The sequence below is a fragment of the Frankia sp. BMG5.23 genome, from assembly GCF_000685765.2.
GTDB lineage: Bacteria > Actinomycetota > Actinomycetes > Frankiales > Frankiaceae > Frankia > Frankia casuarinae.
Genome location: NZ_JDWE01000031.1, coordinates 16,024 through 42,372, shown reverse-complemented (window position 1 = coordinate 42,372; position 26,349 = coordinate 16,024). Strand labels below are relative to the sequence as shown.

21 protein-coding genes, 1 pseudogene and 1 riboswitch are annotated in these 26,349 nt (G+C 70.0%); of the genes and pseudogenes, 11 read left to right on the top strand and 11 right to left on the bottom strand.

The genetic code is table 11. From position 1 onward, the window contains the following. Positions 1–16 precede the first annotated feature (16 nt). The 3 genes from BMG523DRAFT_RS14590 to BMG523DRAFT_RS14580 all read right to left on the bottom strand — a co-directional run bounded on the left by BMG523DRAFT_RS14590 (position 17) and on the right by BMG523DRAFT_RS14580 (position 4,230). Positions 17–874: an ABC transporter ATP-binding protein gene (locus BMG523DRAFT_RS14590; protein WP_011438595.1), complete on the bottom strand. Its 858-nt coding sequence runs from the start codon at positions 872–874 to the stop codon at positions 17–19. Beyond that, a complete protein-coding gene (locus BMG523DRAFT_RS14585; RefSeq protein ID WP_011438596.1) occupies positions 871–2,016 on the bottom strand; it encodes an iron ABC transporter permease in 1,146 nt (381 codons plus the stop codon). Before BMG523DRAFT_RS14585 ends, BMG523DRAFT_RS14590 begins: the two co-directional genes overlap by 4 nt. A gap of 198 nt (positions 2,017–2,214) precedes the next feature. Beyond that, complete coding sequence (locus tag BMG523DRAFT_RS14580) at positions 2,215–4,230, bottom strand: ABC transporter ATP-binding protein (protein WP_023840696.1); 2,016 nt, start codon at positions 4,228–4,230, stop codon at positions 2,215–2,217. A gap of 176 nt (positions 4,231–4,406) precedes the next feature. On the opposite strand from BMG523DRAFT_RS14580, the gene BMG523DRAFT_RS14575 reads away from it, so the two are divergent. The 3 genes from BMG523DRAFT_RS14575 (at position 4,407) to BMG523DRAFT_RS14565 (ending at position 9,373) form a co-directional block, all read left to right on the top strand. Then, positions 4,407–5,780, top strand: a complete 1,374-nt coding sequence (locus BMG523DRAFT_RS14575) for a lipase (RefSeq protein ID WP_035941453.1) — start codon at positions 4,407–4,409, stop codon at positions 5,778–5,780. A gap of 887 nt (positions 5,781–6,667) precedes the next feature. After that, positions 6,668–8,317, top strand: coding sequence for a peptide deformylase (locus BMG523DRAFT_RS14570; protein WP_011438599.1), 1,650 nt, complete (start codon positions 6,668–6,670; stop codon positions 8,315–8,317). Between the two features lie 497 nt (positions 8,318–8,814). Then, positions 8,815–8,990: riboswitch (cyclic di-AMP (ydaO/yuaA leader) on the top strand. 2 nt (positions 8,991–8,992) lie between these two features. Further along, on the top strand, positions 8,993–9,373 hold the full coding sequence (locus BMG523DRAFT_RS14565; RefSeq protein WP_011438600.1) for a transglycosylase family protein: 381 nt from the start codon (positions 8,993–8,995) through the stop codon (positions 9,371–9,373). Between the two features lie 205 nt (positions 9,374–9,578). Here the strand turns inward: BMG523DRAFT_RS14565 and rlmB are convergent, their stop codons facing one another. Continuing rightward, positions 9,579–10,670 carry a 23S rRNA (guanosine(2251)-2'-O)-methyltransferase RlmB gene (rlmB, locus tag BMG523DRAFT_RS14560; protein WP_011438601.1) on the bottom strand — a complete coding sequence of 364 codons (1,092 nt, stop codon included), beginning with the start codon at positions 10,668–10,670 and terminating at the stop codon, positions 9,579–9,581. A gap of 242 nt (positions 10,671–10,912) precedes the next feature. On the opposite strand from rlmB, the gene BMG523DRAFT_RS14555 reads away from it, so the two are divergent. The 4 genes and pseudogenes from BMG523DRAFT_RS14555 (at position 10,913) to BMG523DRAFT_RS14540 (ending at position 14,810) form a co-directional block, all read left to right on the top strand. Next, positions 10,913–11,236, top strand: a complete 324-nt coding sequence (locus BMG523DRAFT_RS14555; protein ID WP_133057045.1) for a hypothetical protein — start codon at positions 10,913–10,915, stop codon at positions 11,234–11,236. A gap of 424 nt (positions 11,237–11,660) precedes the next feature. Next, positions 11,661–12,776: a PP2C family serine/threonine-protein phosphatase gene (locus BMG523DRAFT_RS14550; RefSeq protein WP_023840700.1), complete on the top strand. Its 1,116-nt coding sequence runs from the start codon at positions 11,661–11,663 to the stop codon at positions 12,774–12,776. 45 nt (positions 12,777–12,821) lie between these two features. Next, positions 12,822–13,301 (top strand): annotated as a pseudogene (locus tag BMG523DRAFT_RS14545) (hypothetical protein); the annotation flags it as partial. A 75-nt stretch (positions 13,302–13,376) separates the two neighbouring features. After that, entirely contained in the window at positions 13,377–14,810 is a 1,434-nt protein-coding gene (locus BMG523DRAFT_RS14540) for an FHA domain-containing protein (RefSeq protein WP_235463157.1), read from the top strand. 52 nt (positions 14,811–14,862) lie between these two features. On the opposite strand, the gene BMG523DRAFT_RS14535 is transcribed toward BMG523DRAFT_RS14540, so the two are convergent. From BMG523DRAFT_RS14535 to BMG523DRAFT_RS14515, 5 genes are all read right to left on the bottom strand, one after another. Next, positions 14,863–16,437 (bottom strand): cysteine--tRNA ligase, encoded by a 1,575-nt coding sequence (locus tag BMG523DRAFT_RS14535; protein WP_011438606.1) that lies wholly within the window; start codon positions 16,435–16,437, stop codon positions 14,863–14,865. Positions 16,438–16,485: 48 nt separating this feature from the next. Further along, positions 16,486–16,878 (bottom strand): PPOX class F420-dependent oxidoreductase, encoded by a 393-nt coding sequence (locus BMG523DRAFT_RS14530; protein ID WP_011438607.1) that lies wholly within the window; start codon positions 16,876–16,878, stop codon positions 16,486–16,488. A gap of 105 nt (positions 16,879–16,983) precedes the next feature. Then, complete coding sequence (gene ispF, locus BMG523DRAFT_RS14525; RefSeq protein ID WP_035729408.1) at positions 16,984–17,466, bottom strand: 2-C-methyl-D-erythritol 2,4-cyclodiphosphate synthase; 483 nt, start codon at positions 17,464–17,466, stop codon at positions 16,984–16,986. A 74-nt stretch (positions 17,467–17,540) separates the two neighbouring features. Further along, complete coding sequence (gene ispD / locus BMG523DRAFT_RS14520) at positions 17,541–18,386, bottom strand: 2-C-methyl-D-erythritol 4-phosphate cytidylyltransferase (protein WP_051623887.1); 846 nt, start codon at positions 18,384–18,386, stop codon at positions 17,541–17,543. Between the two features lie 243 nt (positions 18,387–18,629). Next, positions 18,630–19,112 carry a CarD family transcriptional regulator gene (locus BMG523DRAFT_RS14515; RefSeq protein WP_006545253.1) on the bottom strand — a complete coding sequence of 161 codons (483 nt, stop codon included), beginning with the start codon at positions 19,110–19,112 and terminating at the stop codon, positions 18,630–18,632. Between the two features lie 831 nt (positions 19,113–19,943). On the opposite strand from BMG523DRAFT_RS14515, the gene BMG523DRAFT_RS14510 reads away from it, so the two are divergent. The 4 genes from BMG523DRAFT_RS14510 to BMG523DRAFT_RS14495 all read left to right on the top strand — a co-directional run bounded on the left by BMG523DRAFT_RS14510 (position 19,944) and on the right by BMG523DRAFT_RS14495 (position 24,514). Further along, positions 19,944–20,693 carry a hypothetical protein gene (locus tag BMG523DRAFT_RS14510; RefSeq protein WP_011438611.1) on the top strand — a complete coding sequence of 250 codons (750 nt, stop codon included), beginning with the start codon at positions 19,944–19,946 and terminating at the stop codon, positions 20,691–20,693. A gap of 131 nt (positions 20,694–20,824) precedes the next feature. Continuing rightward, positions 20,825–22,252: a DNA repair protein RadA gene (radA, locus tag BMG523DRAFT_RS14505; RefSeq protein WP_198030928.1), complete on the top strand. Its 1,428-nt coding sequence runs from the start codon at positions 20,825–20,827 to the stop codon at positions 22,250–22,252. A 131-nt stretch (positions 22,253–22,383) separates the two neighbouring features. Then, complete coding sequence (gene disA / locus BMG523DRAFT_RS14500; RefSeq protein ID WP_011438613.1) at positions 22,384–23,463, top strand: DNA integrity scanning diadenylate cyclase DisA; 1,080 nt, start codon at positions 22,384–22,386, stop codon at positions 23,461–23,463. 88 nt (positions 23,464–23,551) lie between these two features. Next, positions 23,552–24,514 carry an A/G-specific adenine glycosylase gene (locus tag BMG523DRAFT_RS14495; RefSeq protein ID WP_043591394.1) on the top strand — a complete coding sequence of 321 codons (963 nt, stop codon included), beginning with the start codon at positions 23,552–23,554 and terminating at the stop codon, positions 24,512–24,514. 17 nt (positions 24,515–24,531) lie between these two features. Here BMG523DRAFT_RS14495 and BMG523DRAFT_RS14490 read toward each other — a convergent pair whose 3' ends face one another. Both BMG523DRAFT_RS14490 and pstB read right to left on the bottom strand, forming a co-directional pair. Next, complete coding sequence (locus BMG523DRAFT_RS14490; RefSeq protein WP_308726834.1) at positions 24,532–25,224, bottom strand: response regulator transcription factor; 693 nt, start codon at positions 25,222–25,224, stop codon at positions 24,532–24,534. A gap of 227 nt (positions 25,225–25,451) precedes the next feature. Further along, on the bottom strand, positions 25,452–26,228 hold the full coding sequence (pstB, locus tag BMG523DRAFT_RS14485; RefSeq protein ID WP_011438616.1) for a phosphate ABC transporter ATP-binding protein PstB: 777 nt from the start codon (positions 26,226–26,228) through the stop codon (positions 25,452–25,454). Positions 26,229–26,349: the final 121 nt, after the last annotated feature.

Genomic DNA, 26,349 nt, shown 5'->3' with positions numbered 1-26,349 from the left:
CCATTGCTTCATCGGGTCATTGCTTTATCGGGATTTCCGCGCCAGCTACCACCGGGGCCGGCTCGTCTGTTCCGGGCAGGCTGGAAGAAGGCAGGCTGGGGAAGGGAAGACTGGAGAAAGCGAGCTGGAGGCGGCCGGTCACCGGGTGGACGCTCCGGTCGGCGCGCACCCCGAACACGCGGCCGATGAGGTCGGCGGTCAGGACGTCCTCCGGTTTGCCCGAACAGATCACCGCGCCGTCGTGCAGGACATAGAGCCGGTCACAGAAGGCCGTCGCGAGGTTGAGGTCATGTAACGCGGCGAGCACGGTGATCCCGAGTGAGCGCACCAACTCCAGCAGGCTCAGCTGGGTGCTGATATCCAGATGGTTGGTCGGCTCGTCCAGGATCAGCACCGACGGTGCCTGCACGAGGGCGCGCGCCAGCAGGACCCGCTGCTTCTCGCCGCCGGACAGCGACGCGAACGCCCGCCCGGCGTGCGCGGCCATGCCCACGGTGTCGAGCGCGGCCGAGATGATCTCATGATCCCCGGTCGAGGTCGGGCTCCACGCGCTCTGGTGGGGGGTCCGCCCGGTCGCGACCACCTCAAGGACGGTGAAGTCAAAGCCATCGGGGCTTTCCTGCGCCAGGGCCGCGACCCGCCGCGCCGACTGGCGCGGGGTGAGGTCCCTGACCAGGTCAGTTCCGTCGAGCAGCACCGCACCGGACGTCGGCCGCACCACCCGGTAGACCGTCTTCAGCACGGTCGACTTCCCGCTGCCGTTCGGACCGACCAGGCCGACGAAGGCGCCGGGGGGACAGCCGACCGTCAGGTCGCGCACGATCTGTACCCCGTCGGCGACGACACCCAGACCTTCCAGGCGAAGGCCCGTCACGAGGCACCACTCGCCCGTCCCGACCGGCGCAGCAGCACGAGGAAGAAGGGCACCCCGGCGACCGCGGTGATAATGCTCAACGGCAGCTCCAACGGCCGGGCCACGACCCGGCCGAGGAGATCGGCCAGCACGAGGAACGTTCCGCCCAGCAGCGCCGTTACCGGGAGCAGCCGCCGGTGGTCCGACCCGATAAGCATCCGCACGCAGTGCGGCGCAATGAGGCCGACGAACGCGACACCGCCGGCGACGGAGATGACGGACGCTGTCAGAGCGGCGGTGACGATCAGCAGCTGGGTCCGCAGCCGGCTGACCGGGATCCCCAGCGAGGCGGCGGCCTCATCACCGAGCAGCAAGGCATTCAACGACCGGGCCTGCGCCAGCAGCCACAGCGTCGCGGCCACGACGATGCACGCGGGCAGCCCCAGTGTGTCCCACTCGGCCCCCGACACCGTTCCCAGCAGCCAGAACAGCACCGCGGCGAGTTGGTTCGAGCCGACCCGCAACTGCAGGTAGCTGGTGCCAGCCTGGAACAGATAGGTCAGCGCCACCCCCGCGAGCAGCAGCCGTTGCGGGTCCAGGTAACCGCGCCTACGCCCTAACGCGATCACGAGAGCCAGGGTGAGAACGGCACCGATGAACGCCGCCCCCGACACCCCCACCGCCGCGGCAAGCCCCGACGACGAGACCCCTCCCAGGGTGAGGACAGCGACCGCGGCGACGGAGGCACCCGAGGACACGCCCAGCACATACGGATCGGCGAGGGGGTTACGCACCACCGCCTGCAGCACGGCTCCGGCCACGGCCAGGCCCGCACCCACCACGAACGCCAGCAACACCCGCGGCGTCCGCACCTGCCAGATAATCTGATCGTTGATCATCGAGGACTGAGCACCGTTGCCGGTCAGATGAGCCACGACGCTGGACCACACCTCACCGGGAGGCACCGATACCGAACCCACGCCGATCGCTGCCCCAACAACGATCGGTGTCGCCAGCACCAGGGCGAGCAGAGTGATCAAGAATCTGCCGCGCGCGCCGCGCGCCGTGCGCGGCAGCACGGCGCAGGCAGTGACCGCGGGCATCCCGCGGGCGGGTCGAAGCGCCGCCACCGCCCGCAGCCGTACCGCGTCCGCGGCACCCACGGATGGCGTCGGCGTGGCACGTACCGACGTAGGTTGATCGATGGACAGCGGATGCCCCCGTTGACTCAAACGAAACGAAAACGATTTTCGTTTCGTTTGGGCAAGCTAACAGCCCTGCGCGGGCTCCGTCAACGGTTCTGTAGGGGGCAGGAGAGGATACCCGCTCGTCGTGGTCGGGTGGTCACCATCATCCGGCGACTACTCGACCGGGATCATTCCTCCGCTCTGCCGCTGCCACAGCCGGTGGTAGCGCCCCCGCCGCTCGAGCAGCTCGCGATGGGACCCCTGCTCCACGACGCGGCCGTCGTCGAGGACGACGATGCGGTCCATGTGCAGCAGGGTCGACAGCCGGTGCGCGACGGCGATCACCGTCTTGTCTCGCCACAGGTTCTCGAGTGCGTTCTGGACGAGTACCTCGCTCTCGCTGTCCAGCGCGCTCGTCGCCTCGTCCAGAATGAGGATGGGTTTGTCGTCCAGGAAGGCGCGGGCAATGGCGATCCGCTGCCGTTGCCCGGTCGAGAGTTTGATGCCACGTTCCCCGACGACGGTGTCGTAACCGTCGGGCGCCCGCGAGATGAAGCTGTGCGCGTGGGCCCGCAGCGCCGCCGCCTCCACCTGCGCCTGGGTCACCGGGCCCGCGGTCCCGTAGACGATGTTGTCCCGGATGGACCGGTGGAAGAGGGTGGTGTCCTGCGGAACGTAGGAGATACCCCGAGCGAGCTGGCGGTTGGACACCGGAACACCGTCCACGGCGACCATGCCCGGTGGGAGCGGGTAGTAGCCTAGCAACAGCTTGATGAACGTCGTCTTGCCGCTTCCGCTGCGACCCACGATGCCGATCTTTTCGCCCCGCTCGATGGCCAGGTCGATGCCCGCGAGCACGAGGTTCCGGTCGTTCTCGGGATAGGCGAACGACAGGCCCTGGAACTGCAGCCGACCGGAAACCGCGGGAAGAACCGCAGGACGGCCTGAACCAGCTGAACCGGCTGAATTATCCGGACTGGCCGAATTATCCGGACCGGCTGACAGGATGTTCCGACCGGCGAAGAGGTAGTGGTAGGCCTCCTCGATGCGGGCGAGTCGGAGATTGAGCTGCGCAATCTCCCACACCGTCCCCCAGATAAAGTCGGAGAAGAGGACCAGCGCGGAGAGAAAGGTCGTGAACTGGGCCAGGCTCATCTCACCGTGGAGGAATAGATACAGGTTGAGGACGATCGACACCGGCCAGACGAGGTACCGGACCACGAGGCTCATCGAGGTCCAGAACACAATGCTCCAGAAGGACGAGCGATACGCGGCGGCGATGACCTGGCGACGACGCCGGCGGACCCGCTCGTACTCGGCCTCCTCCTGGAGGAACGACTTCACGCTCACGAAGTTCGAGATGACGTCGATCACGTAACCGTCCATCTCCGAGACCTCGTCCGCGAGCCGCTTCTCCGCGCGGGCCGAACGACGGACGGTGTGCCTGCCAACAAGAAGCATGATCGCGACGGAACCCAGGAAGGTCAGGCCCGAGTAAAGGTTAACCGAAAACATGATCATTAGGATCGCCGGAACCTTGACCAGCTGTTCAACGTACGTGAAGCACGCCGTCTCGAGGATCTCTCGGAACTCGCGGCCGAGCGTGCTCACATAGCTGCTGATCTTTCCGGTGAACTTGCCGACGAAGTATGGATATCGCTCGTTTATGACATTTCCAAAGAGAATGTTCTCGTATTCGTAGCCCCGGTGGTTGAGTAGCCGGAGATACAGCACCTCGGCACCACGCCAGGTCAGGTCATGGCCGATGTTGCACGCGAGAAGGACGCCGGCGTACAGGTACGCGTCGTGGGTCTGTACCGGGGCGCTGGCGAGAGCCTGCACGAGAAGGCCGATGAGGACCGGTATCACGGCGAGCAGGCTGTTGGACAGGACGAAGACACCGACGACCAGGAGAGCCGGCCCCTTGAAGGTCGCGACGAAACGCAGATAGGAACGCAGGGCGGCATGCCGCTCCACCCGGCGGGAAACGAGGTTGTCCACGGCGGTGCCGACATCGTCCAGGCCGGTGCCGTTTTGACCGGCGCCACGGGAACCGATGCCAGGCGACCGTATCTCCTGATGCGGAACCCCGCCGGCCACGCTGTCCATGCCGAGATGATGACAGGCGACCGGCCGGGCCCGCACCTTGTTTTTGACCAGGGGAACGGCCGCGTCCGCACCGAAGCTCACGAGGGCCTGGCCGTCACATGCGCCGGCCCGATGTACTGTGCTCTGGCACGAGACGTGTCGGACGCGCAGAACGTCCGATCCAGTGGTGCGCCGCTACCGAGGTGTAACCGACAGGAGAAATGCTGACGGTGGCCCGGTGCGTGGCCGTCGGATATCCCGAGGGAAAGGGACGTCGAGTGGCTCGCCGCCGTTACTTCCACCTGCTGAGCGCGCTTGCCATCGCCGGACTGGCGGTCGCCTGTTCCGGCGCTGGTGGCACGGAGTCCGGCGCGGGACGCTCCCCGGCGCTCGCGCGGGAGCTGGCGGAGGCCGCGGTCGCCGCCCCGGACGCCTCTCGCCTCCCGATCCTGTTCGTGCACGGCAGCCTTGGGTCGGGCAGCCTCTTCGAGACACCGGCGCAACGATTCACCGCAAACGGCTATCCCGTCGACTACGTCGAGGCCTTCGACTACGATGCGTCGTCCTCGGCCAACTCCGTCGAGGAGGTCCTTCCGGACCTCGATGCGAAGATCGCTAGTATCCTCAAGGCAACCGGGGCGAAGAAGCTCGATCTGGTGGCACATCTCGAGGGCGCCGCGCTAAGCGAGCGGTACCTGACCAGCTCATCCGACCGGGCGAACCGGGTCGCGCACTACGTCACCGTCGGAGGCTCGCTCGCGGGTAGACCCCCGGCCGGAGTGCCCACCCTGGCGGTCTGGGGCGAGAACGATCCGACCCGGCGCGTCGAGGGGGCCGTCAACGTGCGGTTCGTCGACCAGGACCGCGCCCAGCTCCTGACCTCGACGGCCACCTTCAGGGAGATGTACCGGTTTCTCACCGGAACCACTCCGCACACGACCGACGTGGTGCCGAAGCAGGGCCCGATCGAGATCTCCGGCCGGGCCCTGCGCTATCCGATGAATGTCGGTGTGCGGGACGCCAGGCTGGAGGTTCACCGGGTCGACCCACGGACGGGTCGGCGGGGGGCGAACAGCCTCAAAGGTTATTTCCACCTCTCCGGCGACGGATCCTGGGGTCCGTTCCGAGGTGACGGCGCCTCCACCTACGAGTTCGTGATCGTACGCGGCGGGGAACCCGACCACCACTTCTACTACCAGCCGTTCCGCCGCGACGATCACCTCGTACGTCTGCTGACGAGCCAGCCGGGCCAGGAGATCGGCGGCGGGATGGAGACCGGTCCCGGGCACACCGATCTGGTCGTCGAACGCCCGCTCGAATGGTGGGGGGACCAGGGGAACGCCGACGACGTCCTCAGCATCGACGGGAAGAACGTGCTGAACGCCGCCGACGCGCCCCGGTCCAAACTGGCCCTGGGCGTCTACCTGTTCGACCGGAATTCCGACGGCGTCACCCACCTCACAATGCCGATTCCGGCGTATTTCGGGATCGGCTTCATCACCGGCGTAGATGTGTTCATCCCGGCGGGTGAGCGCTCGGTCGAAGTCGCGATGACGCCGCGGGGAAAGACAGCCCACCGGAGCGTTCTCCAGGTGCCCGCCTGGCCGTCGGACCGGCATCGCGTCACTCTGCACTTCACCGGCGAGGGCTGAACGGAGGCCGAGGGTGGCCCTGCTTGGGCAGGGCAGGGCCACCTGTCCATAGCCCCCCGACGGAGGTCTTGGGCGTCGCGCCCGGCCGCGGCTCGGCATCACGCCGGCCCCGCCCGGCGGAGGTCGCGGCTCGACGCGGGGCGGGACCGGCCTGCCACCAAGACTGACGCAGGCGACCGGGATCCGGAAACGTCAGTCAGGCATGCCTTTCTCGTATGGGCCACGAGTCTCGGAAACTTGACCCCCCACATCTGGTTGATCAGTTGTGGTTGGGTCGCTCCCTGACTACCGCTGGACCCCGTTGACCGAACTACCCGGCCGTCTCGGCGGTCGCATCCGCACGGCCTTGGCCGAGGATGTCCCGGCGCGAAACGCCGAAGATCGCGAATAGATGGCCGAAAGCGAAGATATTGGGAGGCGAACCGGTTTACGGCCGCCAAACCGTGCCTAACCCTCCACAGTTGTCCGCCGCGACGGGCCGTCGGACATCGAGGAGCGAGGCGGCATCGGTGGGCATCAGGCCCGGATCGCGCCGCTAGGGCAGCCCGGATCGCCACGGGACGAAGACCTAGTTCCTTGGGTGGAACGAGCTCTTTCCAGGCGGCGGGTGCGCCTCCTGTCACCCCGGCCGGCGGCGACAGCACGCCACCAGCAGCCGTCGCTGTCCGCAAGGAGTCAGACACGACATCCGCCTTACCACAAAAACCCGGAAAGATCGGGGAAACCGCCGATCCCGCGCTATCGGATACCCGACAGTCGAGCATTCAGCCGGACATCTGTGCCCGTTTGACATGGCGTCGTTATCCTGATGTGTCGACTGACGGAGGACTGATCGCCCGATTTCACTCCGGCCTTCACCGACCGTACCGACATGGAAGGCCGTTTCGATGTCGTACGAATCTGGACCTTACCGGGTATCGCCCAGGCTGCTGGCCCGGGAGGACTTCCGGGCGGCGTGCGCGACGCGGGACTTCCGCACGGTGTTCCGGCTGATGAAGAAGTACGACGGTGCCAGCCAGAATCGCATCGCATCTCCGGTGGAAGGGCTCAGCCAGAGCAGGGTCAGCCGGATCATGCAGGGCGAGGACCACATCGCCCGGCTCTCCCTGATCGAACGCATCACCGACGCGCTGCGCATCCCGGGCAGTTATTTCCACCTGGCCGCACGGCCGTGGGAGGCGGCACGGGACGTGCGCGAGCCGCCCGGGCCGCCAACGGTTCCGGCCGGATCCGGCCCGACGCCGGTAGCCCACGTCGCGACCCCCTCCGTCGACCCGGCCCCGGCCCCCGGCCCCGTCGTCGCCGAGAGCCCGGGCCGGCTCCCCCCCGGACCGGGGGGCCTGGTCGTCGAGGAGGACCGGGCCGAACTCCGCTACGACGACAGCATGTACGTCGCCCACCAGCGAAGACGTCTTCTCAACGCCGGCAGCGAACCGGTAACCCGGTATCTGATGCGGATATCGGTCGACCGGTTCCCGGGAGATCCGGAACGCTCCGCGCGGTTGTACCGATCCGATCCGCTGCGCTGGGAGGACCTCCAGCTCAGCGCGCACTGTGGCGGCGAGCAGATGGCCTGGCAGGTCAAGACCGACTGGGACGCGCTCAAGGAGGTCTGGCTGCTCTTCGAGAACAGCCGAGGACGATTTCCGCTCTATCCCGGCGAATCGGCGTGGATCAACTACAGCTACCAGGTAAGCAGGGAGAAGTGGGGGCCGTGGTTCCAGCGTGCCGTGCGGGTACCGACGAGTTTCCTCTCGGTGCGGCTGGACTTTCCGGCCGAGCTGGATCCCGTGGTCTGGGGCATGGAGACGTCGATGACCGCCGATGCCTTCCCGTTGCGGACCGCAGTCGCCCGCACCGACTCCGGCGACCGGCGGATCTTCACCTGGTCGACCACCGAGCCGCCGCTGCACGCCCGCTACCGGCTGGAATGGAACTTCCGGGCCACCGTGCCGGAACGTGATCCGGCCACGGAGACCGGAACACGTCCCAGCGATCAGATGGCGGCCGTCGGCATCGTGCAGGAGGGTGAGGCGATCCTGCGGCAGCCGGCCCGCCCGTTCGCTCTGCCCAACGAGGCCGAAGACGCGCGCCGGGTCGTCGCCGAACTGTCCTCCGCCCTCGAACGGGTGTCCGCCCTGCACACCTTCGGCAAGGGCCTGGGCATCGCCGCGCCGCAGGTCGGCATCAACCGCGCCGCGGCGATCGTGCGTACCGCGGGCGGCGACACGCTCACGCTGCTCAACCCCAGCGTCATCGAGACCTCCCGAGAGACCGACGAGCAGTACGAGGGCTGCCTGAGCTTCTTCGACGTCCGTGGCCTCGTCCCCCGGCCGCTGGAGCTGCACGTCGAACACACCGATATCGATGGCAACCGGCACATCACCGTCTATCGGCAGGGGCTGGCGCGGCTCGTCGCTCACGAGATCGATCACCTGCACGGTCAGCTCTACACGGATCGGATGCGGGCCGGAACCACACCGATCCCGGTGGAGCAGTACCGGGGTACCGGCTCGGCCTGGTCCTACAACCGCTGACCAACCCGAACGCACCCGCCCCGCGGGCGGCACGTCGGCATGCCGACGTGCCCACGTGCCGACGTGCCGACGGCGCAGCGCCGGGACCGGGTGTCCGACACGGACTGTTAGATCCGACATATGACATGGTTCCCTCGTGCCGTATAGTCCGGAAAGCAGGCGATAGGTGCGGGTCCGCCGGAACGTCGACACAGATTTTTTCGGAACCTGGTTAGAGACTGCCGGCAGCGGGTAGTGGAGGCTCGATCGCCACGCGGCGGAACAGATTCCCCACGCATCGCGTATTGTTTACCGTCAGCGTGACGACCCAGCCACGAACTGGGGATTTTCAGCCCACTGAACAACCTCTAGGATCGGGCGCGCACGCGGGCGCGAAACACCATTAAAAAGATCGGGACAAGTAAGTGGGGTGCACTGTGTGCATCCTCACGTACTCTTGTTTTTCCCGGGTCACTCTCAGCTATGTTCGTTGCCGTGCCGTCACCTGATGGCATGCGTCGGGCGGCACGCCGAATCCTGCCCCCGCTCGACGAGAATCAAACCTTTGGCAGGAGCGGGGGAACCAATTCCGGGCGCCGATAAAAGACGTCCTCGGGGTGAAGCCGCGATGCGCGGCCGGGCATTCCCAGCCCGAACCCGACAGCTCACCTCGCAGGCGTGGGGAAGGGCAACTCAATGTCCAACGCTCGTTCGCTCGCTCGTGGTCTCAACCGCATCAGGCTCGGTTCCCGGGCCTTGATCGCCGCCACCACTCTCGCGGCCTCGATCGGCGGTGGCCTCGCGCTGTCCCAACCGGCCAGCGCGTCGACGAACGCCGACCACTTCCTCTCCAAGGTGATCCCTTGTGAGTCCGGGGGGAACCCCCGCGCGGTCAACTCCATCGGCGCCGGCGGGTTGTTCCAGTTTCTGCCCAGCACCTGGCACGGGGTCGGCGGCAAGGGTCTGCCGCAGCACGCCAGCGTCGCCGAGCAGTGGCAGCGCGCCCGCATCCTGTACGCCCAGCAGGGGACGAGCCCCTGGTACGCCTCGAAGCCGTGCTGGGGTCACAAGATCTGAGCTGCCCGACTTCCCGCGCCAGCCTTCACCGTCCGCGCCCGGCCGGTACTGATCGGCGCGCGGTCAGCAGCCCCGTGTCCCGTCCGGGACACGGGGCTGCGCGCTACGTTTCCCGGTCACGGTTTCCCGGTCACGGCGACGTCGGCCAGCTCAACTTCCGCGGCCCCGCCCGGCGGAGACCCGGCGGACCCACCGATCGGCCGGCTCAGCCGATCCGACGGCGGCGGGCGATCTCGGCCAGCGTGATCCCGGCGGCCACCCCCGCGTTGAGGGACTCCACCGCACCCGCCATGGGGATCCGGACCCTCACGTCGCAGCGCTGCTCGACCAGCCTGGACAACCCGCGTCCCTCGGAACCGATCACCAGGACGAGGGGGTCGGTCGCCATCGTGAGCTCGTCGATGCTCACTTCACTGTCCGCGGCCAGACCGACAACGAACTGGCCGCCCGCCGCGTAGGAGACGAGCGTGCGGGCGAGGTTGGTGGCGCGCGCCACCGGCAGCCGGGCGGCAGCCCCCGCCGAGGTCTTCCAGGCCGCGGCGGTCACGCCGGCGGCCCTACGCTCCGGAACGACGACGCCGTGGGCACCGAAGGCGGCGGCCGAGCGCACCACGGCCCCGAGGTTGCGAGGATCGGTGACCCCGTCCAACGCCACCAGCAGACCCGGAGGGGACGAGCGCGCGCGGGCGAGGAGATCATCCGGATGGGCATACCGGAACGGCGGTACCACGAGGGCGAGACCCTGATGCGGAGCGGTGCCACACATCCGGTCGAGATCCGTGCGGCCGACGTCGGCCACGGCGATCCCGGCCCGCCCGGCGAGCCGGCGGGCGTCGGCGAGCCGCTCGTCGAAGTCCAGCCCGCCGGCGATGAAAAGGGTCGACGACGGTACCCCGGCCCGCAGCGCCTCGACCACCGCGTTGCGCCCGACCACCAGCTCGTCGCCCTCGGTCCGCCGTGGGCGCCCGGCCCCCGCGGAACCCCCCACGGCGCTCGGCCCGGTGGTGGCCGCAGCTGCGACGGCGCGGCCACCATCCCCGCGCCGGCCGGCGGCCGCTCGACCCCGCTCGGCTCCGGCCGAGGCGGAACGGGCCGCCGCAGCCGCCGCCGCACGACGCTGGGCGGGATGGCCGGGGCGCAGCTGCGCGGGCGGAGTGGCCCCACGGCCCTCCAGCGCCTTGCGGCCGTGACCGCCGCTGCCCGTGGAGGCCCCCTTGCGGTGGGAACCGGCCTTGGCGGCCCGACCGCCCTGACCGCCGCGGGCGATCCCGCTGTCCCGGCGAGCGGCGCCGGCCATCAGGACCACCGACCAGTACACGCCCGGGGAATGACCATGTGACCACGGTATACGGCGGACGACACCGGCGTGTCGGGGCGCGCTCGGCGAGAGCTCGGCGGGAACTCGGCGGAGGAGCTCTGCCATGGGCATACCTCGACATGGCCGTTTCCGGGGACCCGGCGCCCTATCCTGAGGGCCGGCAGGCCCACGGCCCGACCTGATGTGGTCCGGCCGCTCCTCACCGGCGTCAGGAGGGTCAGGTGCGCATCGTTCTTCCACCCGCCGCCGGGTGGTCGCGGGCCGAAGACCGCTGGTGCCCCATGGCGAAGGCGGGGAGCCACCTGATCAACATCGACGATCTCGATGCCAGTCTCACCATGCTCGGCGGAGTGGAGGCCTACGGTACCGCGCTCGTCACGGCTGCCGGGCCGCGCGGCACGCCGTCGCGGGCGTTCGGCGGGTGTGCTCCCCGACCTGGCGGTGTCACCGCCGCGGCGGTGACATTCCTGGAGAATGCCCGGCATAGAACGTTGAGCGCCACCTCCCGGCCCGGCGGCCCAGGCGGACCCGGGGAGACGACGTGACGACGCGAGCGGAGGTGCGGGTCATGAGCGGCGGCCGCGTGACCACGCCGATCGGCAGGCCCGGGGTTCCCCGGGATGCGGGGGCCCTGCCACCATCCACCCCCGGCCTTTACGCTCTTTTAGAGTCGCCCGCCGACGATGGCGGGCGCGTCGGATCAGGTCGCCGGCACGGCGATTTACACCCTCGACGTGCCGTGGGGGAAGCTGGGAGAATACATCTCCATGAATGTGTGATGACCAGCTCGACGAGTGCGACCACTTCGGTCGATCATCGGGCGCGCGCCGTCGGTGTCCCGAGACGGCCACGGCGAGCATCGACGACCCGATCGTCAGGGGCAGGAGGCACCCAGCACATGGCTCTGCGCACACCGCCCGCATGCGTTCTCCCGGCTGTTTCCGGCCGCGTCCGATTTCTCCCGGCGGCATGACGGTGGACCTCAACCCGCATGACGACGCCCCCACGGTCGCCTACCAGATCACCGGGAGCGGGCCGTTCGAACTCGACGACGACCTGGGTCGCTGCCCGGTGTGCGCGGCACCGGTGTATGCCGACGACCGGTACTGCGAGGTCTGTGGTCACGGGCTGGAGGGTCCGCACCCCGGCCACGGCGACGCCGACCACAGCGAGGTCGACCTCGGCCAGCTCGCCGGCGTGTGCGACCGCGGCGTCCGGCACACCACCAACGAGGACGCCATGGGCCTGGCCGTCGTGTACGGCACGCTGATCGCGGTGGTGTGTGACGGCGTATCGACCACTCCGGGCTCCGGGCAGGCCTCGGCCGCCGCGGCGGCCGCGGCCATGGCCGTCCTCGCGGATGCGGTGCGTGCCCACGGCCCGGGGCGCCCCGTCCACCACGGCACCCGCCCGTCGCGCGGCGTCAGCCGGGCCGAGGAGATGCTCGACATCCTCGAACCGTCGTATGCCGACTACAAGAAGCCGCGAACATCGCCCCGCGCGGTTGTCGGCGGGTTCTCCCCGGAGGACGCCGAGGCCGCGCTGCACGCCGCCGTCGACGCGGCCCAGGCGACCATCGCCCAACTCAGCGCGGCCGAGGGGCGGATGGCGCCGTCGTGCACGTTCGCCGCGGCCATCGTCACCCCGCCGACCCCGGACGGGCCGGGCATGGTCACAGTCGGCTGGGTCGGCGACAGCCGGGTCTACCTGCTCGGTCCGCGCTGGTGCGAGCGGCTGACCGCCGACGACACCTGGGCGGCCGAGGCCGCGCGCGCGGGGCTCATCCCGGCCAACGAGGCCGAGACGCACCGGCGGGCGCACACCCTCACCCGCTGGCTGGGCGGCGACGTCGAGGACGTCGCGCCGCACACCGAGATGTTCCCGATCGAGGCGCCGGCCACGGTACTGGTTTGCAGCGACGGGCTGTGGAACTACGCGTCCCGGCCAGACGTGATGGCCGCGCTCGTCAACCAGCTCCCACCCCACTGCGAGGCCATCGACGTCGCCCGCCACCTCGTCGACTTCGCCATCAACTCCGGGGGACACGACAACATCACGGTGGTGGCCGCCCGGGTGGAGGACTGATGAGCGCCTTCGCCGCGGAGGTCTACCAGAACGAGTACCTTCCGGTACCGTACCGGCGCGTGGGGAATCGAGTCGCGCGACTACCATTTGAATGTCCAGGTGCCCGCCCGCGCGCTGGGAACCGAGGCGCTGGCGGCGCGGGTCAGCCTCGTCGTCGACGGCCGGGTGACGTCAAAGGCGCTGGTCCGAGCGGTTTGGACGGACGATGAGACCCAGTGGAGCCGGATCAACGACCCGGTCGCCCACTACACCGACCAGGCGGAACTCGCGGCCGCGGTGCTACGGGGTCTGGAGGCGCGTCGGGCCGACGACGAGGCGACTGCGACACTGTTGCTCGGACGCGGCGCTCAGCTGGCGCTCGCCTCCGGCAACGGAGACACCTACCGCCTCCTACAGAAGGTGGTTCACGTCGACAATGCCACAACAGGTACGGTTCGGTTGAAGAAGAACGTCAAGAAGATCGATGAGATCGATGAGATGGTCCTTGACACACGGTCGACGAGGACCCTCCGGGTGAACCGGTGATCAGGTGAGGGCACGATGCCCTACGGGGCACCTGTCTCACGACCCGACTACTGCGATCGGTGCGGAATTGGGATCATGAGTGGTCAGGAGAGGTACGAATACCGTCCGGAGGACGGCGGGCGAGCTCCCTACGGAGCAGATGCCCCCGGCCGCTCGGCTGACGGGAACCGCCGGCGTGGGCCAGCCGAGCAGACCGGCCCGGATGCGGACGGTCCAGATGGCTACGACCCGTTGGGCATCCGCCGTTCGCCAGCCGACCTGCCCGGGGTGACGGACCCGCCGCGCGGCGGCGACCCGCGCGGCGGCGACGCGTATGGCGGGTATGGCCGCGACGGCTACCCCGACCAGTCCCGGGGGGGCCGCGGTTATCAGGAGGACCCCTACGGCCCGCCCGGTGGCTATGATCGTGCCCCCTACCCACGCGGGCGTGACGAGCGGCCGGCCCCCGACGACCGGATCGACCACGGGCGCGATCCCTACGGCCGGGACTGGGGCACGCCGGAGAACCGTGGCGGTTACCCCGTCGGCCGCGACAGCCGCGAGGAGCGCGTCCCGGGCGGCTACCCCGACCTCGATCCCCGCGATGATCCCCGCGATCCCTACGACCGCGACCCCTACAGCCGCGGCCATGACGACCGGGCCGACCGCGGCGGCTACCCCACCGGCCGCGACAGCCGGACGCCGGGTGGATATCCGGATCCGCGGGGCGACCTTGATCGCGAGTCGGACACGCACCGCCGGAGCCGGCGCGACGCCGAGTACGGCTACGGTGCGGACCCGCTGGGCATGGACGCCTCCGCCCCGCCCGCGCCAGCCGGCGACCGGGTCACCCAGAGCCGGGGCGGCAACCCGCGGCACACAACCGACCCGCGGCACACGACCGACCCGCGGCACGCTCGGCCCGGCGCCGACCCGCGGCTGAGTGATCCGCGACTGAGTGATCCGCGGCTGAGTGATCCGCGGCTGGGCGATCCGCGACTGGGCGATCCGCGACTGGGCGATCCGGAACTCGGCGGCACCCGCGGCGGCCACGTCGACCCCCGTGACGCGGTCCTCGACGACCCGCGGGCCGGCGCCGGGCGTGGTGCCGGATGGGACCGGGACCGCGCGTCGGCGGGCAGCACCGTCTGGGAGGCCATCGTCGAGGCGGAGCGCGAGTACTACGACAGCGGCGACGACCACCGGGTCCCGTTCCCGACCTTCTACCCTCGTCGGGTCTTCGCCCTGGCCGGCTCTCAGATGCTCGTGGGACGGCGCAGCGAGTCCCGTGGCATCCATCCCGACATCGACCTGTCCGGAGCGCCGGAGGACCCAGGGATCTCCCGCAGCCACGCCCTGTTCGAACTGCTGCCCGACGGCGGTTACGCGGTCCGCGACCCGGGCTCCACCAACGGCACCCGACTGAACGACGAACCGGACCCCATCGAGCCCGGCCAGCCCGTTCCGCTTCGTGACGGGGACCGGGTCTACCTGGGCGCCTGGACGCGCATCACATTGCGCGCCCGCTGATCTACCAGGTCGCCTGCCGCTGTCCGGGGCGGCAGGCGACCCGCCGATCGGATCAGGCCAGATGCCAGCGCTGGCCCTCTGGAGTGTCCTCCACGATCAGGCCGGCGGCTGCCAGTCTCGACCGGATGGCGTCGGCTTCCGCGTAGTCCCGTCGGGCCCGGGCCGCGGACCTCAGATCCAGCACGACCTGCATCGCGCCGTCCAGCGCCGGCCTGAACTCGGCACCTGCGGTGGGCCACTGCTCATGCGGGTCGAGACCGAAGATGTTCAGCATCCGGCGGGTCACGTCCACCCACCCGGCCAGCTCCCGGCTGTGGGCCTTCGACAGCACCTGGTTTCCCTGACTCACCGCGCCGAACAGGGCCGCCAGCGCACGCCCGACGGCGAGATCATCGTCCATGGCGATGGTGAAATCGGACCAGGCCCGCCGCGGAGTGAGCCTCGACTCACCACCCGGCCCGGGAACCGGCACCGGCCGGGCTCCGGCCACCGTCGGCTGCGCCCCTGCCACCGACGAGACGACCTCGTCGGCCGCCAGTGCCGCCGCCTCCCCGGGCCCGCCGAGGATGTCCAACGCGTTGCGGACAAAGGTCTCCACCCGGTCGTGGGCCGCGGTGGATTCCGCCAGTGCCTCGGCGCTGTACTCGAGCGTGGACCGGTAGTGCGCGGAAAGCAGGTGATAACGCAGAACCTGCGGACGGACCGCGTCGAGGGCGTCGGCCACCAGGACGGAATTTCCCAACGACTTCGACATCTTCGTCCCGCCGGTCGTCAGCAGGCCGACGTGCATCCAGTAGCGCGCCATCTCGCCGCTACTGGGCTCGCCACCACCGGGCTCGCCACCACCGGGGCCGGGCGAATCGGCCGAAGCCGCGTTCGACGCCGGGCGGGCCGTGGCGGCGCAGACCGTCTGGGCCCGTTCGTTCTCGTGGTGCGGGAAAACCAGGTCGAGTCCGCCGCCGTGGATGTCGAAGACCGGGCCGAGGTATTTTCCGGCCATCGCAGAGCATTCCAGATGCCAGCCCGGCCGGCCGTCACCCCAGGGGGACGACCAGAACGGTTCACCGGGCCTGGCTGCCTTCCACAACGCGAAGTCGCGGGGGTCGGCCTTGCCGGGCTCGGCTTCCACGGACGGTTGCATCGCGTCGGGTCGCTGGTGGGACAGTGCTCCGTAGTCGGCGAACGCACCCACCCGGAACCAGACCGAACCGCCGCTGGCGTACGCGTAGCCCCCCTCCACGAGGGCCGACACCAGCGCGATCATCTCGGGGATGTGACCGGTGGCGCGCGGCTGGATCGTCGGGGGCAGGATCCCGAGAGTGCGGTAGGCGTCGTCGAACGCGCGGGTCTGCCGGGTGGCGAGCTCCCAGACCGAGGTGCCGTCCCGATCCGCGTTGATGATGATTTTGTCGTCGATGTCGGTGACGTTCTGCACGAAGGTCACCGAACGGCCGGACTGCACCAGCCACCGGCGCAGCAGGTCGAAGGGCAGCGCCGTGCGGATGTGGCCCACGTGCGGGGCCGCCTGCACGGTGGGCCCACACACGTAGACGCCCACGTGACCGGGGCGTAGCGGCTCGAATGGCCGCACACGCCGCCTGCGCGTGTCGTAGAGGTGGAGACCCATCTGTCAAGGGTACGGCCCCCGCTCGATCGACGGGACCCAAGGGGAGGGTCAGCCGACCGTCAGTACCCGGTCCGCCACGACCCGGACGACCACCCTGACCTCATCCGGATCATCCCACCGGTACACGTCTCCGGTGTACTTCACCGACAGCCGGTCGATCAGTTCCCGGCCGCCCTCCTCGGTCAGGGTCGCGGTCCCGCGGACCTCGACGTAACCGTAGGGATCGCCCTGGTCGAGGAACATCAGTCCGACCCGCGGATCCCTTGCGATGTCGCGTTCCTTCGCACGTCCCCGCACCGTGGACAGCAGCAGTTCGTCCTCGTCGCGGTCCACCCACAGCACGGTCATCCGCGGCGAGCCGTCGGGCTGGATCGTCGCCAGAACGACGTAGGTCCGGGCGTCGGCAAGGGCCCTCACCGGCTCGGGAAGGCGGTCAGCCATCAGACTCCTCGGGGAGGGGCCAGGGTCGGCCCACCCTCTCATCTCCGCGCCGGCACGCAGTCAGTCGATGACAAAACGGCATATCACCGCCTGACGGGCCCGCCGTCAGGCGCGGATGACGAGCGCGGTCGCGATGGCGGCCAAGCCTTCGCCCCGCCCGGTGAGGCCGAGTCCGTCGGTGGTGGTGGCCGACAGGCTCACCGATGCGCCCAAGGCCACGGACATCGCCTTCTGCGCATCCTCGCGACGCCCGGCCATCCTGGGCCGGTTCCCGATGACCTGGACCGAGACGTTGCCGATCGCCCAACCGGCGGCACCGAGAAGCCGAGCCGTCTCAGCCAGCAGGACCGCGCCCGACGCACCCGCGTACTCCGGTCGGTCCGTGCCGAACACCCGACCCAGATCACCGAGGCACGAGGCGGTGAGAAGTGCGTCACAGGCCGCGTGTGCGGCGACGTCCCCGTCGGAGTGTCCGGCGAGCCCGGTCTCCCCCGGCCATTCCAGGCAGGCCACCCAGCACGGCCGGCCGGCGGCGAACGGATGCACATCGACCCCGACGCCGACCCGGGGCAGGATCACCGTGTTCACCAAGCTGGACGCGGGGGCCTGCCGGCTGATGGGCGCGGCGTCCACGACGGGCTCGTCCCACCGCGGGCCGCCGGTCATCCGCCACTCCGGGCGTCCGTGGACCGGGCACCCGCGAACTGAGGCTCCTCGGACCGGGCGTCCGCGGACCGGGCACCCGCGAACTGAGGCTCCTCGGACCGGGCCTCCGCGGACCGGGCCTCCGCGGACCGGGCGTCGTCCGCGGGGTCGCAGCGGGCGAGTAGCGCCTCGGCGAGCACGAGATCCGCCGGTCGAGTCACCTTGAATGCCTCCTGCGCGCCGGGAATGGTCGTCACCGGCACTCCCAGAGCCTCCACCAGGCCCGCATCGTCGGTCACAGCGATGTCCTCGAGCGCATACGCGGCGCTCAGCACGTCGCGGCGGAATCCCTGCGGGGTCTGCACGGCTCGCAAACCGTCCCGCGGCGGGGTACGCACCACCCGCCCGTCGGCGTCCACCTCCTTGACCGTGTCGGCCAGCGGCACGACGGGAATCACCGCGGGATGTCCGTCGAGCACCGCAGCCGCCACCGCGTCGACCAGCTCGGGGGGCGTCAGCGGCCGGGCGGCGTCGTGGACCAGTACCACGGAGACGTCGTCGTCCACGGCTCGCAGGGCGCGGCGGACCGAATCCACCCGCTCGGCGCCTCCGGCGATCACATACACGTCCCCGCCAAGCAACTGGGCCACGGCATCGACCAGCGTCGGTGGCGCCGCGACGACAATCTGCGTCACCAGCCTGGAGCGACGCAACGATTCCACCGTGCGCACCAGCATGGGCCTGCCCCCGAGGGCTCGCAGCGCCTTGGGAGTACCTCCCCCCAGCCGCTCACCCCGGCCGGCAGCCGGCACGATCGCCGCCACCCGGGGGCTCGCCACCGGCAACCGGTGACCTTCGCCCACCACAGGACCTCCCGTGTGCCATCCGCCACGAGGGCCTGGCCGATCCAGCCGGCTCGGCGCGAGCCGCCGGTGGGCGCAACACCGCCCACCACCGTCTCGACGCCCACTCAGCCGGAACCTGAGTCGGCAACGCGCTCGGGACGGCGGTCTCCCGGAAAGAGAATGCCTTTCCGGATTATCATGCCGTGCCGAATAGATCGCCTGTCGGCCGGACGAATTACGCCTGCGCCAACGAGCCTACGATCATCCGGCGAGAACCTCGTCGAGCATGGCCTCCGCCTTGTCCTCGTTGGTGCCCTCGGCGAGCGCAAGCTCGCTGACGAGGATTTGCCGGGCCTTGCTCAACATTCGCTTCTCGCCCGCGGAAAGACCGCGTTCGCGATCGCGTCGCCACAGGTCACGGACGACTTCAGCCACCTTGTTCACATCGCCGGAGGCGAGCTTCTCAAGATTTGCCTTGTACCGTCGTGACCAGTTGGTGGGCTCCTCGGTGTGCGGGGCGCGGAGCACCTCGAACACCCGTTCCAGCCCGTCCTGCCCGACGACGTCACGCACCCCGACCATGCCGACGTTGTCGGCCGGAACTCGGACAGTCAGATCGCCTTGAGCGACCTTCAGCACGAGATAGAGTTTTTCCTCGCCCTTGATGACGCGAGTTTCAATCGCGTCAATCAGAGCAGCACCATGATGCGGGTAAACAACGGTCTCGCCGACTTGGAACGCCATGTGTCACGTGCCCCTTCCGCCTCTACCAGCGTAACACGCACGCATCGCCGCAGGTCAGACGCACGCTGCAGGTACTCAAGACCAGCAACGCCAGGGTGAGGGACCCGGCGCCGCCTTCCGGCCACCCGCTCCGGAGGACGGACACCCAGGGACTACAGATCCGCCCAGCCACCCGTCAGATCGCCGCGCACCGACATCGAAGATGTCCTACCAGGTAAAATGGGTGACGATCCGGCGGATGTTGGCTGTACGTTGAGCGCGGGCCGCATGGCGAACCCCCGGCGCGGGCCGGCACGGGGTCCCGCCCGGGCCCCGGCCCACCCGATCCACCCGATCCACCCGACCGGTCCCGCCGCGGCACACCGGACACATCGCGACACATCGCTATGTAACGGTCATCTCGTCATGAAAATGGGCTATCGCCACGGAACGGACGGCGCTCGCCGGGTCGCCCGACAGGTCGTGACTCCCCCCACGCCGTGATGCTGCCCACGTCCGGGGTCGCTCGGACCGATCGCCCAGGCCAGCCGGCCCGGATAGGGCGCCGAAATCCGGCCCGAGCGTGCTCCTGGGCCGGATCCGCGGGTCTCGTACCGCCCACAGCCGCCGCACGTGATGCCGGGGGATGGCTAGTGTTAGCCCCGCACGGGTGAGTCGGGAGACGGACCGTCTTAGACCGAATCATCCGGGCACCGGGGGTGACCCCTCCGCACCGGTTACGACGGCCGGCGGTGGAGGCGGCGCCACCGGTGGTCGCTCCCCGGGGCGACCGTCAACCAGCACCGGTGCGCACCCGAGGCACCGGTCTCGCGCAGGAGGAGCCACCGAGCTGTGAGCCGCCGTCTGGGTGCCCGTTTCACGTCAGCCACACCCGCCGTCGGCGGGGCGTCCGCCGCCCCGGAGTCGGGCCACGACGCCGGCCGACAGTCCACCTTCAGGCGGCGCATCGCCTCCCACCGGATCGGTGTCGCGCTCCTGGCCTCGGTGGTCGGGTCCGCTGGCCTGGCAAGCTGCGCTTCCGGCAACGACGCGGTGACAAACCTCGCCCGGACCACGACCAACAGCGTCTCGAGCGCCGTCGGCAGCATCACGCTACGCAATGTCTATGTGGCAGGCCCGCTGTCCCGGGGAGACTCCGCACAGATCGTCTCGGCGTTCTTCAACGCGGGCACCGAGCCTGACACCATCATCGGCGTGTCCTCCCCCCTGGCGGCGGGCGGCAGGGTCCCGAGCCCCGCCGAGCTGCCACCCGGTTCCGGAAAGATCTTCATTGCCGACGGCTCCGCGCCGACCCTGCAGAACGTCCAGCAGAACCTGTTGATCGGGTCCCAGGTGCCCGTCACCATCACCTTCGCCAAGGCCGGCAGCATCACCCTGGACGTCCCGGTAGAGCAGCCCGCGCCCGGCGCCTCGGCGGCTCCGGGCGCGGTCACCGGGACGCCGCGGGCAGGGCAGTCCGCCTCGCCGTCGGCCGGCGCCACGCCGGCCTCGACGGTCGGCACGACCTCGTCGACTGCCGCTTCCCGGGTCACGTCGGCCCCCGCCGCGAGCCCTGCGGCCGGCGCCACCACCGCGGGCTGACCCGCCGCTGGGCTGACCCGCCCAGCGGGATCCGGCCGGGGTATCCCCATTCGCGGGTACCCGACGCCCGGGAACCCATTCCGCGCGCCGCTGTCGCCGACATGTCGGACCAGCGGACTAACGTTGCGTCCATGGCATCCACTCGCCCGTCGGCCGGCGGTCGCCCGTCGAGTCGTGCGGCCTCAGGCGGGTTCCGGTGTAACAGCTGCGGCTCGGAGTCCGTGCGGTGGGCGGGACGATGCTCGCGCTGCCAGGAGTGGGGCACGCTGGAGGCCCAGGCCCCCGCCCCACGCCGGGGGGCCGGCCTGGTCGCGGGGGGTCGTTCCGCCTCGTCCGCCGCAGTGACGGCACCGGCTCTGCCGGTCATGTCCGTTGACGTGACCGCGACGCGGCGTCGTCCGACCGGGATCGACGAACTCGACCGCGTGCTGGGCGGCGGCCTCGTTCCCGGCGCCGTGATCCTGCTCGCCGGGGAACCGGGGGTCGGCAAGTCCACCCTATTACTGGAGGTCGCGGCCCGCAGCGCCGCCGCCGGTGCCCGCGCCCTGGTCGTCACCGGGGAGGAATCCGCGGCGCAGGTCAGGCTGCGGGCGGGTCGGACGGGTGCGCTGCACGAGGACCTGTGGATCGCCGCCGAGACGGACCTCGGCGCCGTCCTGCGTCACGTCGAGGAGGTCTCACCGGCCCTGCTGGTGGTCGATTCGGTGCAGACCATCTCCGCGGCCGGGGTGGACGGAGCCGCGGGCGGGGTCACCCAGGTCCGTGAGGTCACCGCGGCCCTGATCCGGACGGCCAAGGCGCTGGGACTCGTGACGGTGCTTGTCGGCCATGTCACGAAGGATGGCCTGGTCGCCGGACCACGCCTCCTGGAACATCTGGTCGACGTGGTGCTGCACTTCGAGGGCGAGCGGCACTCCGCACTGCGCCTGGTCCGCGCGGGCAAGAATCGGTACGGACCAGCCGACGAGGTCGGCTGTTTCGAGATGGACGATTCCGGTATCCATGGCATCGCCGACCCGAGCGGGCTGTTCCTGTCCCGGTCCAGCGGCGCGGGGCTGGAGGCGGTGCCGGGAACCTGTGTCACCGTAACGGTTGAGGGCCGACGGCCACTCGTCGCCGAGGTTCAGGCCCTGGTGGCGGAAACCTCGGCGCAGATCCCCCGGCGCGCCGTGTCCGGGCTCGATCCGGCCCGGGTGGCGATGATTCTCGCCGTGGTCGAGCGCCGGGCGAAGGTGCGCTTCGGCCGGGCCGACGTGTACGCCGCGACCGTCGGCGGGGTTCGGTTGGCCGAGCCCGCGGCGGACCTCGCGACGGCCTTGGCGATCGTCAGCGCGGCCAGGGACCGTCCGTTGCCGGCCGATCTCGTCGCCATCGGCGAGGTCGGCCTGGCCGGGGAGGTCCGCGCGGTGGGCTCGGTACGCCAACGGCTCGCCGCCGCGGCCCGGCTCGGCTTTCGCCGGGCGCTCGTTCCGGCGGACCCCGGCCCGGCTCCGGACGGCATGAAAGTCACCGAGGTACCCGACCTGATCGGCGCGATCAGCAAAATGCATGAAACATAGAAAGTGTGTATTTTTCTAACCATATCGGTACTTCACGATGAGGTGGACCCCACCGGCTCCCGTCGCCCCGATAGCATCACGACAGTGGTAATGGGAGACGGTGGGGGAAGCCAAGGAGCTGAGGGAGCCTGATGGCAGGACCACCCGGAGACGACATCTTCCGGGCGACACTGGCCGCGGTCGCGCCCGGAACCCCCTTTCGCGACGGCCTGGAACGCATCCTGCGCGGGCACACCGGCGCACTGATCGTCCTCGGCCACGACAAGGTCGTCGAGGGTCTGTGCACCGGCGGCTTCGAGCTCGACGTGGAGTTCTCGGCGACCCGGCTGCGCGAGCTGGCCAAGATGGACGGCGCGATCGTGCTGTCGTCCGACCTGCAGCGCATCGTCCGCGCGGCGGTGCATCTGGTGCCGGATCCGACGGTGCCGACAGAGGAGTCCGGCACGCGGCACCGAACCGCCGAGCGGGTCGCCAAGCAGGCCGAGTTCCCCGTCATCTCGGTCAGCCAGTCGATGCACATCATCGCGCTGTACGTCGCCGGGCGGCGGTACGTGCTGGACGGCTCGGCCGCCATCCTGTCCCGGGCGAACCAGGCCCTGGCTACCCTCGAGCGTTACAAGCTGCGGCTAGACGAGGTCGCGGGCACCCTGTCCGCGCTGGAGATCGAGGACCTCGTCACGGTCCGCGACGCGATCTCGGTGAGCCAGCGGCTGGAGATGGTGCGCCGCATAGCCGACGAGATCGAAGGCTACGTCGTCGAACTCGGCACCGACGGCCGGCTGCTGTCCCTGCAGCTCGAGGAGCTGATGGCCGGGGTCGAGACCGAGCGTGAACTCACCGTCCGCGACTATCTGCCGATCGGGTCGAAGGCGGGGACGCCCGCGCAGGTCCTGGGTGAGCTGTCCGCGATGTCTCCGACCGACCTGCTCGATCTCACCGTCCTCGCCCGGGTGATCGGATTCTCCGGCGGGGCGGACATCCTGGACCGGCAGATCAGTCCACGCGGCTACCGCATGCTGGCGAAGGTGCCCCGGCTGCCACGGATGGTGGTCGACCGGCTCGTCGACCATTTCGGCACCCTGCAGAAACTGCTCGCCGCCGGGGTCGACGATCTGCAGGCCGTTGACGGCGTCGGGGAGACCCGCGCCCGAGCGGTCCGCGAGGGCCTCTCCCGGCTCGCCGAGTCAAGCATTCTCGAACGCTACGTATAGTAACGCTACACACGGTAATGCTACGTGTGGTAGCCGAAGGCGACGGGAGGCCGCCTGCCGCCTCCGGCCGGCCTGGTCGCCTGGCACGATGGCGGGAATGACCAGCCCAGCCAGCACAGCCAGCACAGCCGGCCCAGCCAGCCCAGCCGGCCCAGCCAGCCCAGCCGGAATCAGCAGCGCGTCCGGACCACTGGCCGATCTCGTCCTGGGCTGGTTCGCCGTCTGTGGCCGAGACCTACCGTGGCGCCGTCCCCTGACGAGCCCCTGGGCAATCATGGTCAGCGAGGTGATGCTGCAGCAGACCCCGGTCAGCCGGGTGCTGCCGGTCTGGGAGGCGTGGCTGGACCGGTGGCCGACGCCCGCCGCGCTCGCCGCCGAGCCGGCCGGGGAGGCCGTCCGGGCGTGGGGCCGGTTGGGCTACCCCCGGCGCGCCCTGCGGCTGCACCAGGCGGCGACCGTCGTCGTCGAACGGCACGACGGCGAGATCCCCCAACACCTCGACGATCTCCTCGCGCTGCCCGGCATCGGGACGTACACCGCGCGGGCGGTTGCCGCCTTCGCCTTCCGCCAGCGTCATCCGGTCGTTGACGTCAACGTGCGCCGGCTGTTCGCCCGGGCCGTCGAGGGAAGAGCCGACCCGCCGGCCACGGTCAGCCGCCGCGACCTGGTCGAGATCGCGGAGCTGCTGCCGCCGGACACCGAGACGGCCGCCCGGGCCAGCGCCGCGTTCATGGAGCTCGGCGCGCTGGTCTGCGTTGCCCGGGCGCCTCGCTGCGCCGCCTGCCCCCTGCTGGGACGGTGTGCGTGGGTGTCCGCGGGCAGCCCGCCGAGCGCGGGACCCGCACGCCGGCCCCAGGGGTACGCCGGCACCGACCGCCAGGTCCGCGGCCGGCTGCTCGCCGTCCTGCGTGACGCCAGTCCGGCGGTGGGTCAGGAGATCCTTGACCAGGTCTGGGACGATCCGGTGCAGCGGACCCGCGCCCTCGCCGGGCTGATCGACGACGGTCTCGTGGTACGGGTGGCGCCGGGCGTCTACGCGCTGCCCAGCTGACGTCCCTGCGGAAGGGCTCAACCCGGATCGGGAACGGCGCGGAAGCGGTAGCCGACCCCGCGGATGCTCTCGATGACCGTCGGCTGGCCGGCCGTCTCGCCCAGCCGCCGCCGCAGCCGCCGCACGTGCACGGCGAGCGTGTTCGTCTCCGTCTGCGCCGAACCCCAGACCTCCCGCAGCAGCGTCTCGCGCGGGACGACCCGGCCCGCCTGTTCCAGGAGCAGCGCGAGCAGCCGGAACTCCCGCGGCGGGACCGGGACCACGGCCCCGTCGAGGCGGACCTCGTGTGCCGCGCGGTCCAGCTGCACCCGTCCGCCGCGCAGCACCTCCGGCTCGCGCATCCGAGGCGGATACGTTCCGGCCCGTCCGATTCCGATGAACCCCACCATCGCGAGGACCTCGGGAACCCGGTACGGCTTGCCGACGCAGGCGCTGGCCCCCGCGTCGAGTCCGGCGGCGGCTCGCGGCCGGTCATCGGGGCCGACCGCGAGGAGAATCGGCACGTCGTCGTGACCGGGCACGCTACGCACCGTCCGCACGACGGTCACCCCGTCCACCACGGGCAGCCGGGCACTGATCAGCAGCGCGGCCGGATGTCGCAGACCGATCTCCAACAGGGCCAGCGCCCCGTCGGCCACCACGCTGACCTCGACACCGTTCTCGACGAAGGCGTCGAGCATGCCGTCGTCGACGTCCTCGTCCGCGATCAACAGCGCCGGGCAGCTCCCCGGCCCGGTGCCCGTCGTCCGTCTCCGCGGCCCACCGGACGGGCCGCGGTACCGACGTCCGTCGGCTGACGGGTCTACCGCCGCGACCGCCGGGCCTACCGAAACCGCCGGGTCCTCGTCTGCCGAGCCACGGTCTTGCCCCCCCGGTTGACCGGCCCCACGCGGTACCGGGAGCATCCGCGCGTCCTGTCCGCCAATCCCGCCGGCCGTCAGCCGAACCGTCCGGAGATGTAGTCCTCGGTCCGCTTTTCCTTGGGGTTGCTGAAGATCTGCGAGGTCTTGTCGTACTCGACGAGGCGGCCGGGGTCGCCGGTCTTCTCCAACGAGAAGAAGGCGGTCGAGTCGCTGACCCGCGACGCCTGCTGCATGTTGTGGGTGACGATGACGATGGTGAAGCTCGACTTCAACTTCGCGATCAGATCCTCGATCGCAAGAGTGGAGATCGGGTCGAGCGCGGAGCACGGCTCGTCCATCAGCAGGACCTGCGGCTCCACCGCGATCGCCCGGGCAATGCAGAGCCGCTGCTGCTGCCCGCCGGACAGGCCCGCGCCCGGCCGGCCCAGCCGGTCCTTGACCTCCTCCCAGAGGTTCGCGCCCCGCAGTGACTCCTCGACCCGCTCGTCGAGGAGCGCCTTCTTGCGGACCCCGTTCAGCTTGAGCCCGGCGATGACGTTCTCGTAGATGGACATGGTCGGGAACGGGTTCGGTCGCTGGAAGACCATCCCGACGGTGCGGCGGACGGCCACCGGGTCCATCCCGGGCCCGTACAGATCCTCACCGTCGAGGAGTACCTGCCCCTCGACCCGGGCCCCCGGAAGCACCTCGTGCATCCGGTTGAGCGTGCGCAGCACCGTCGACTTTCCGCATCCGGACGGCCCGATGAATGCGGTGACGTTCTTCGGCTCGATGGTCAGGTTCACGTCGGCTACGGCTTTGAACTTCCCATAGTACGCCGTCAGCCCGGAAACGTCGATGCGGGTGGCCATGGCTACCTCGACTCACGATCTTCCTGGATGCTGTTTCAGATGATCGGATCAGATGGGATGGGATAGGACGTGAGAATGGAATAGGGCGTGATCTGTGCCATGCCGCCGTCCCGAGCCAGGG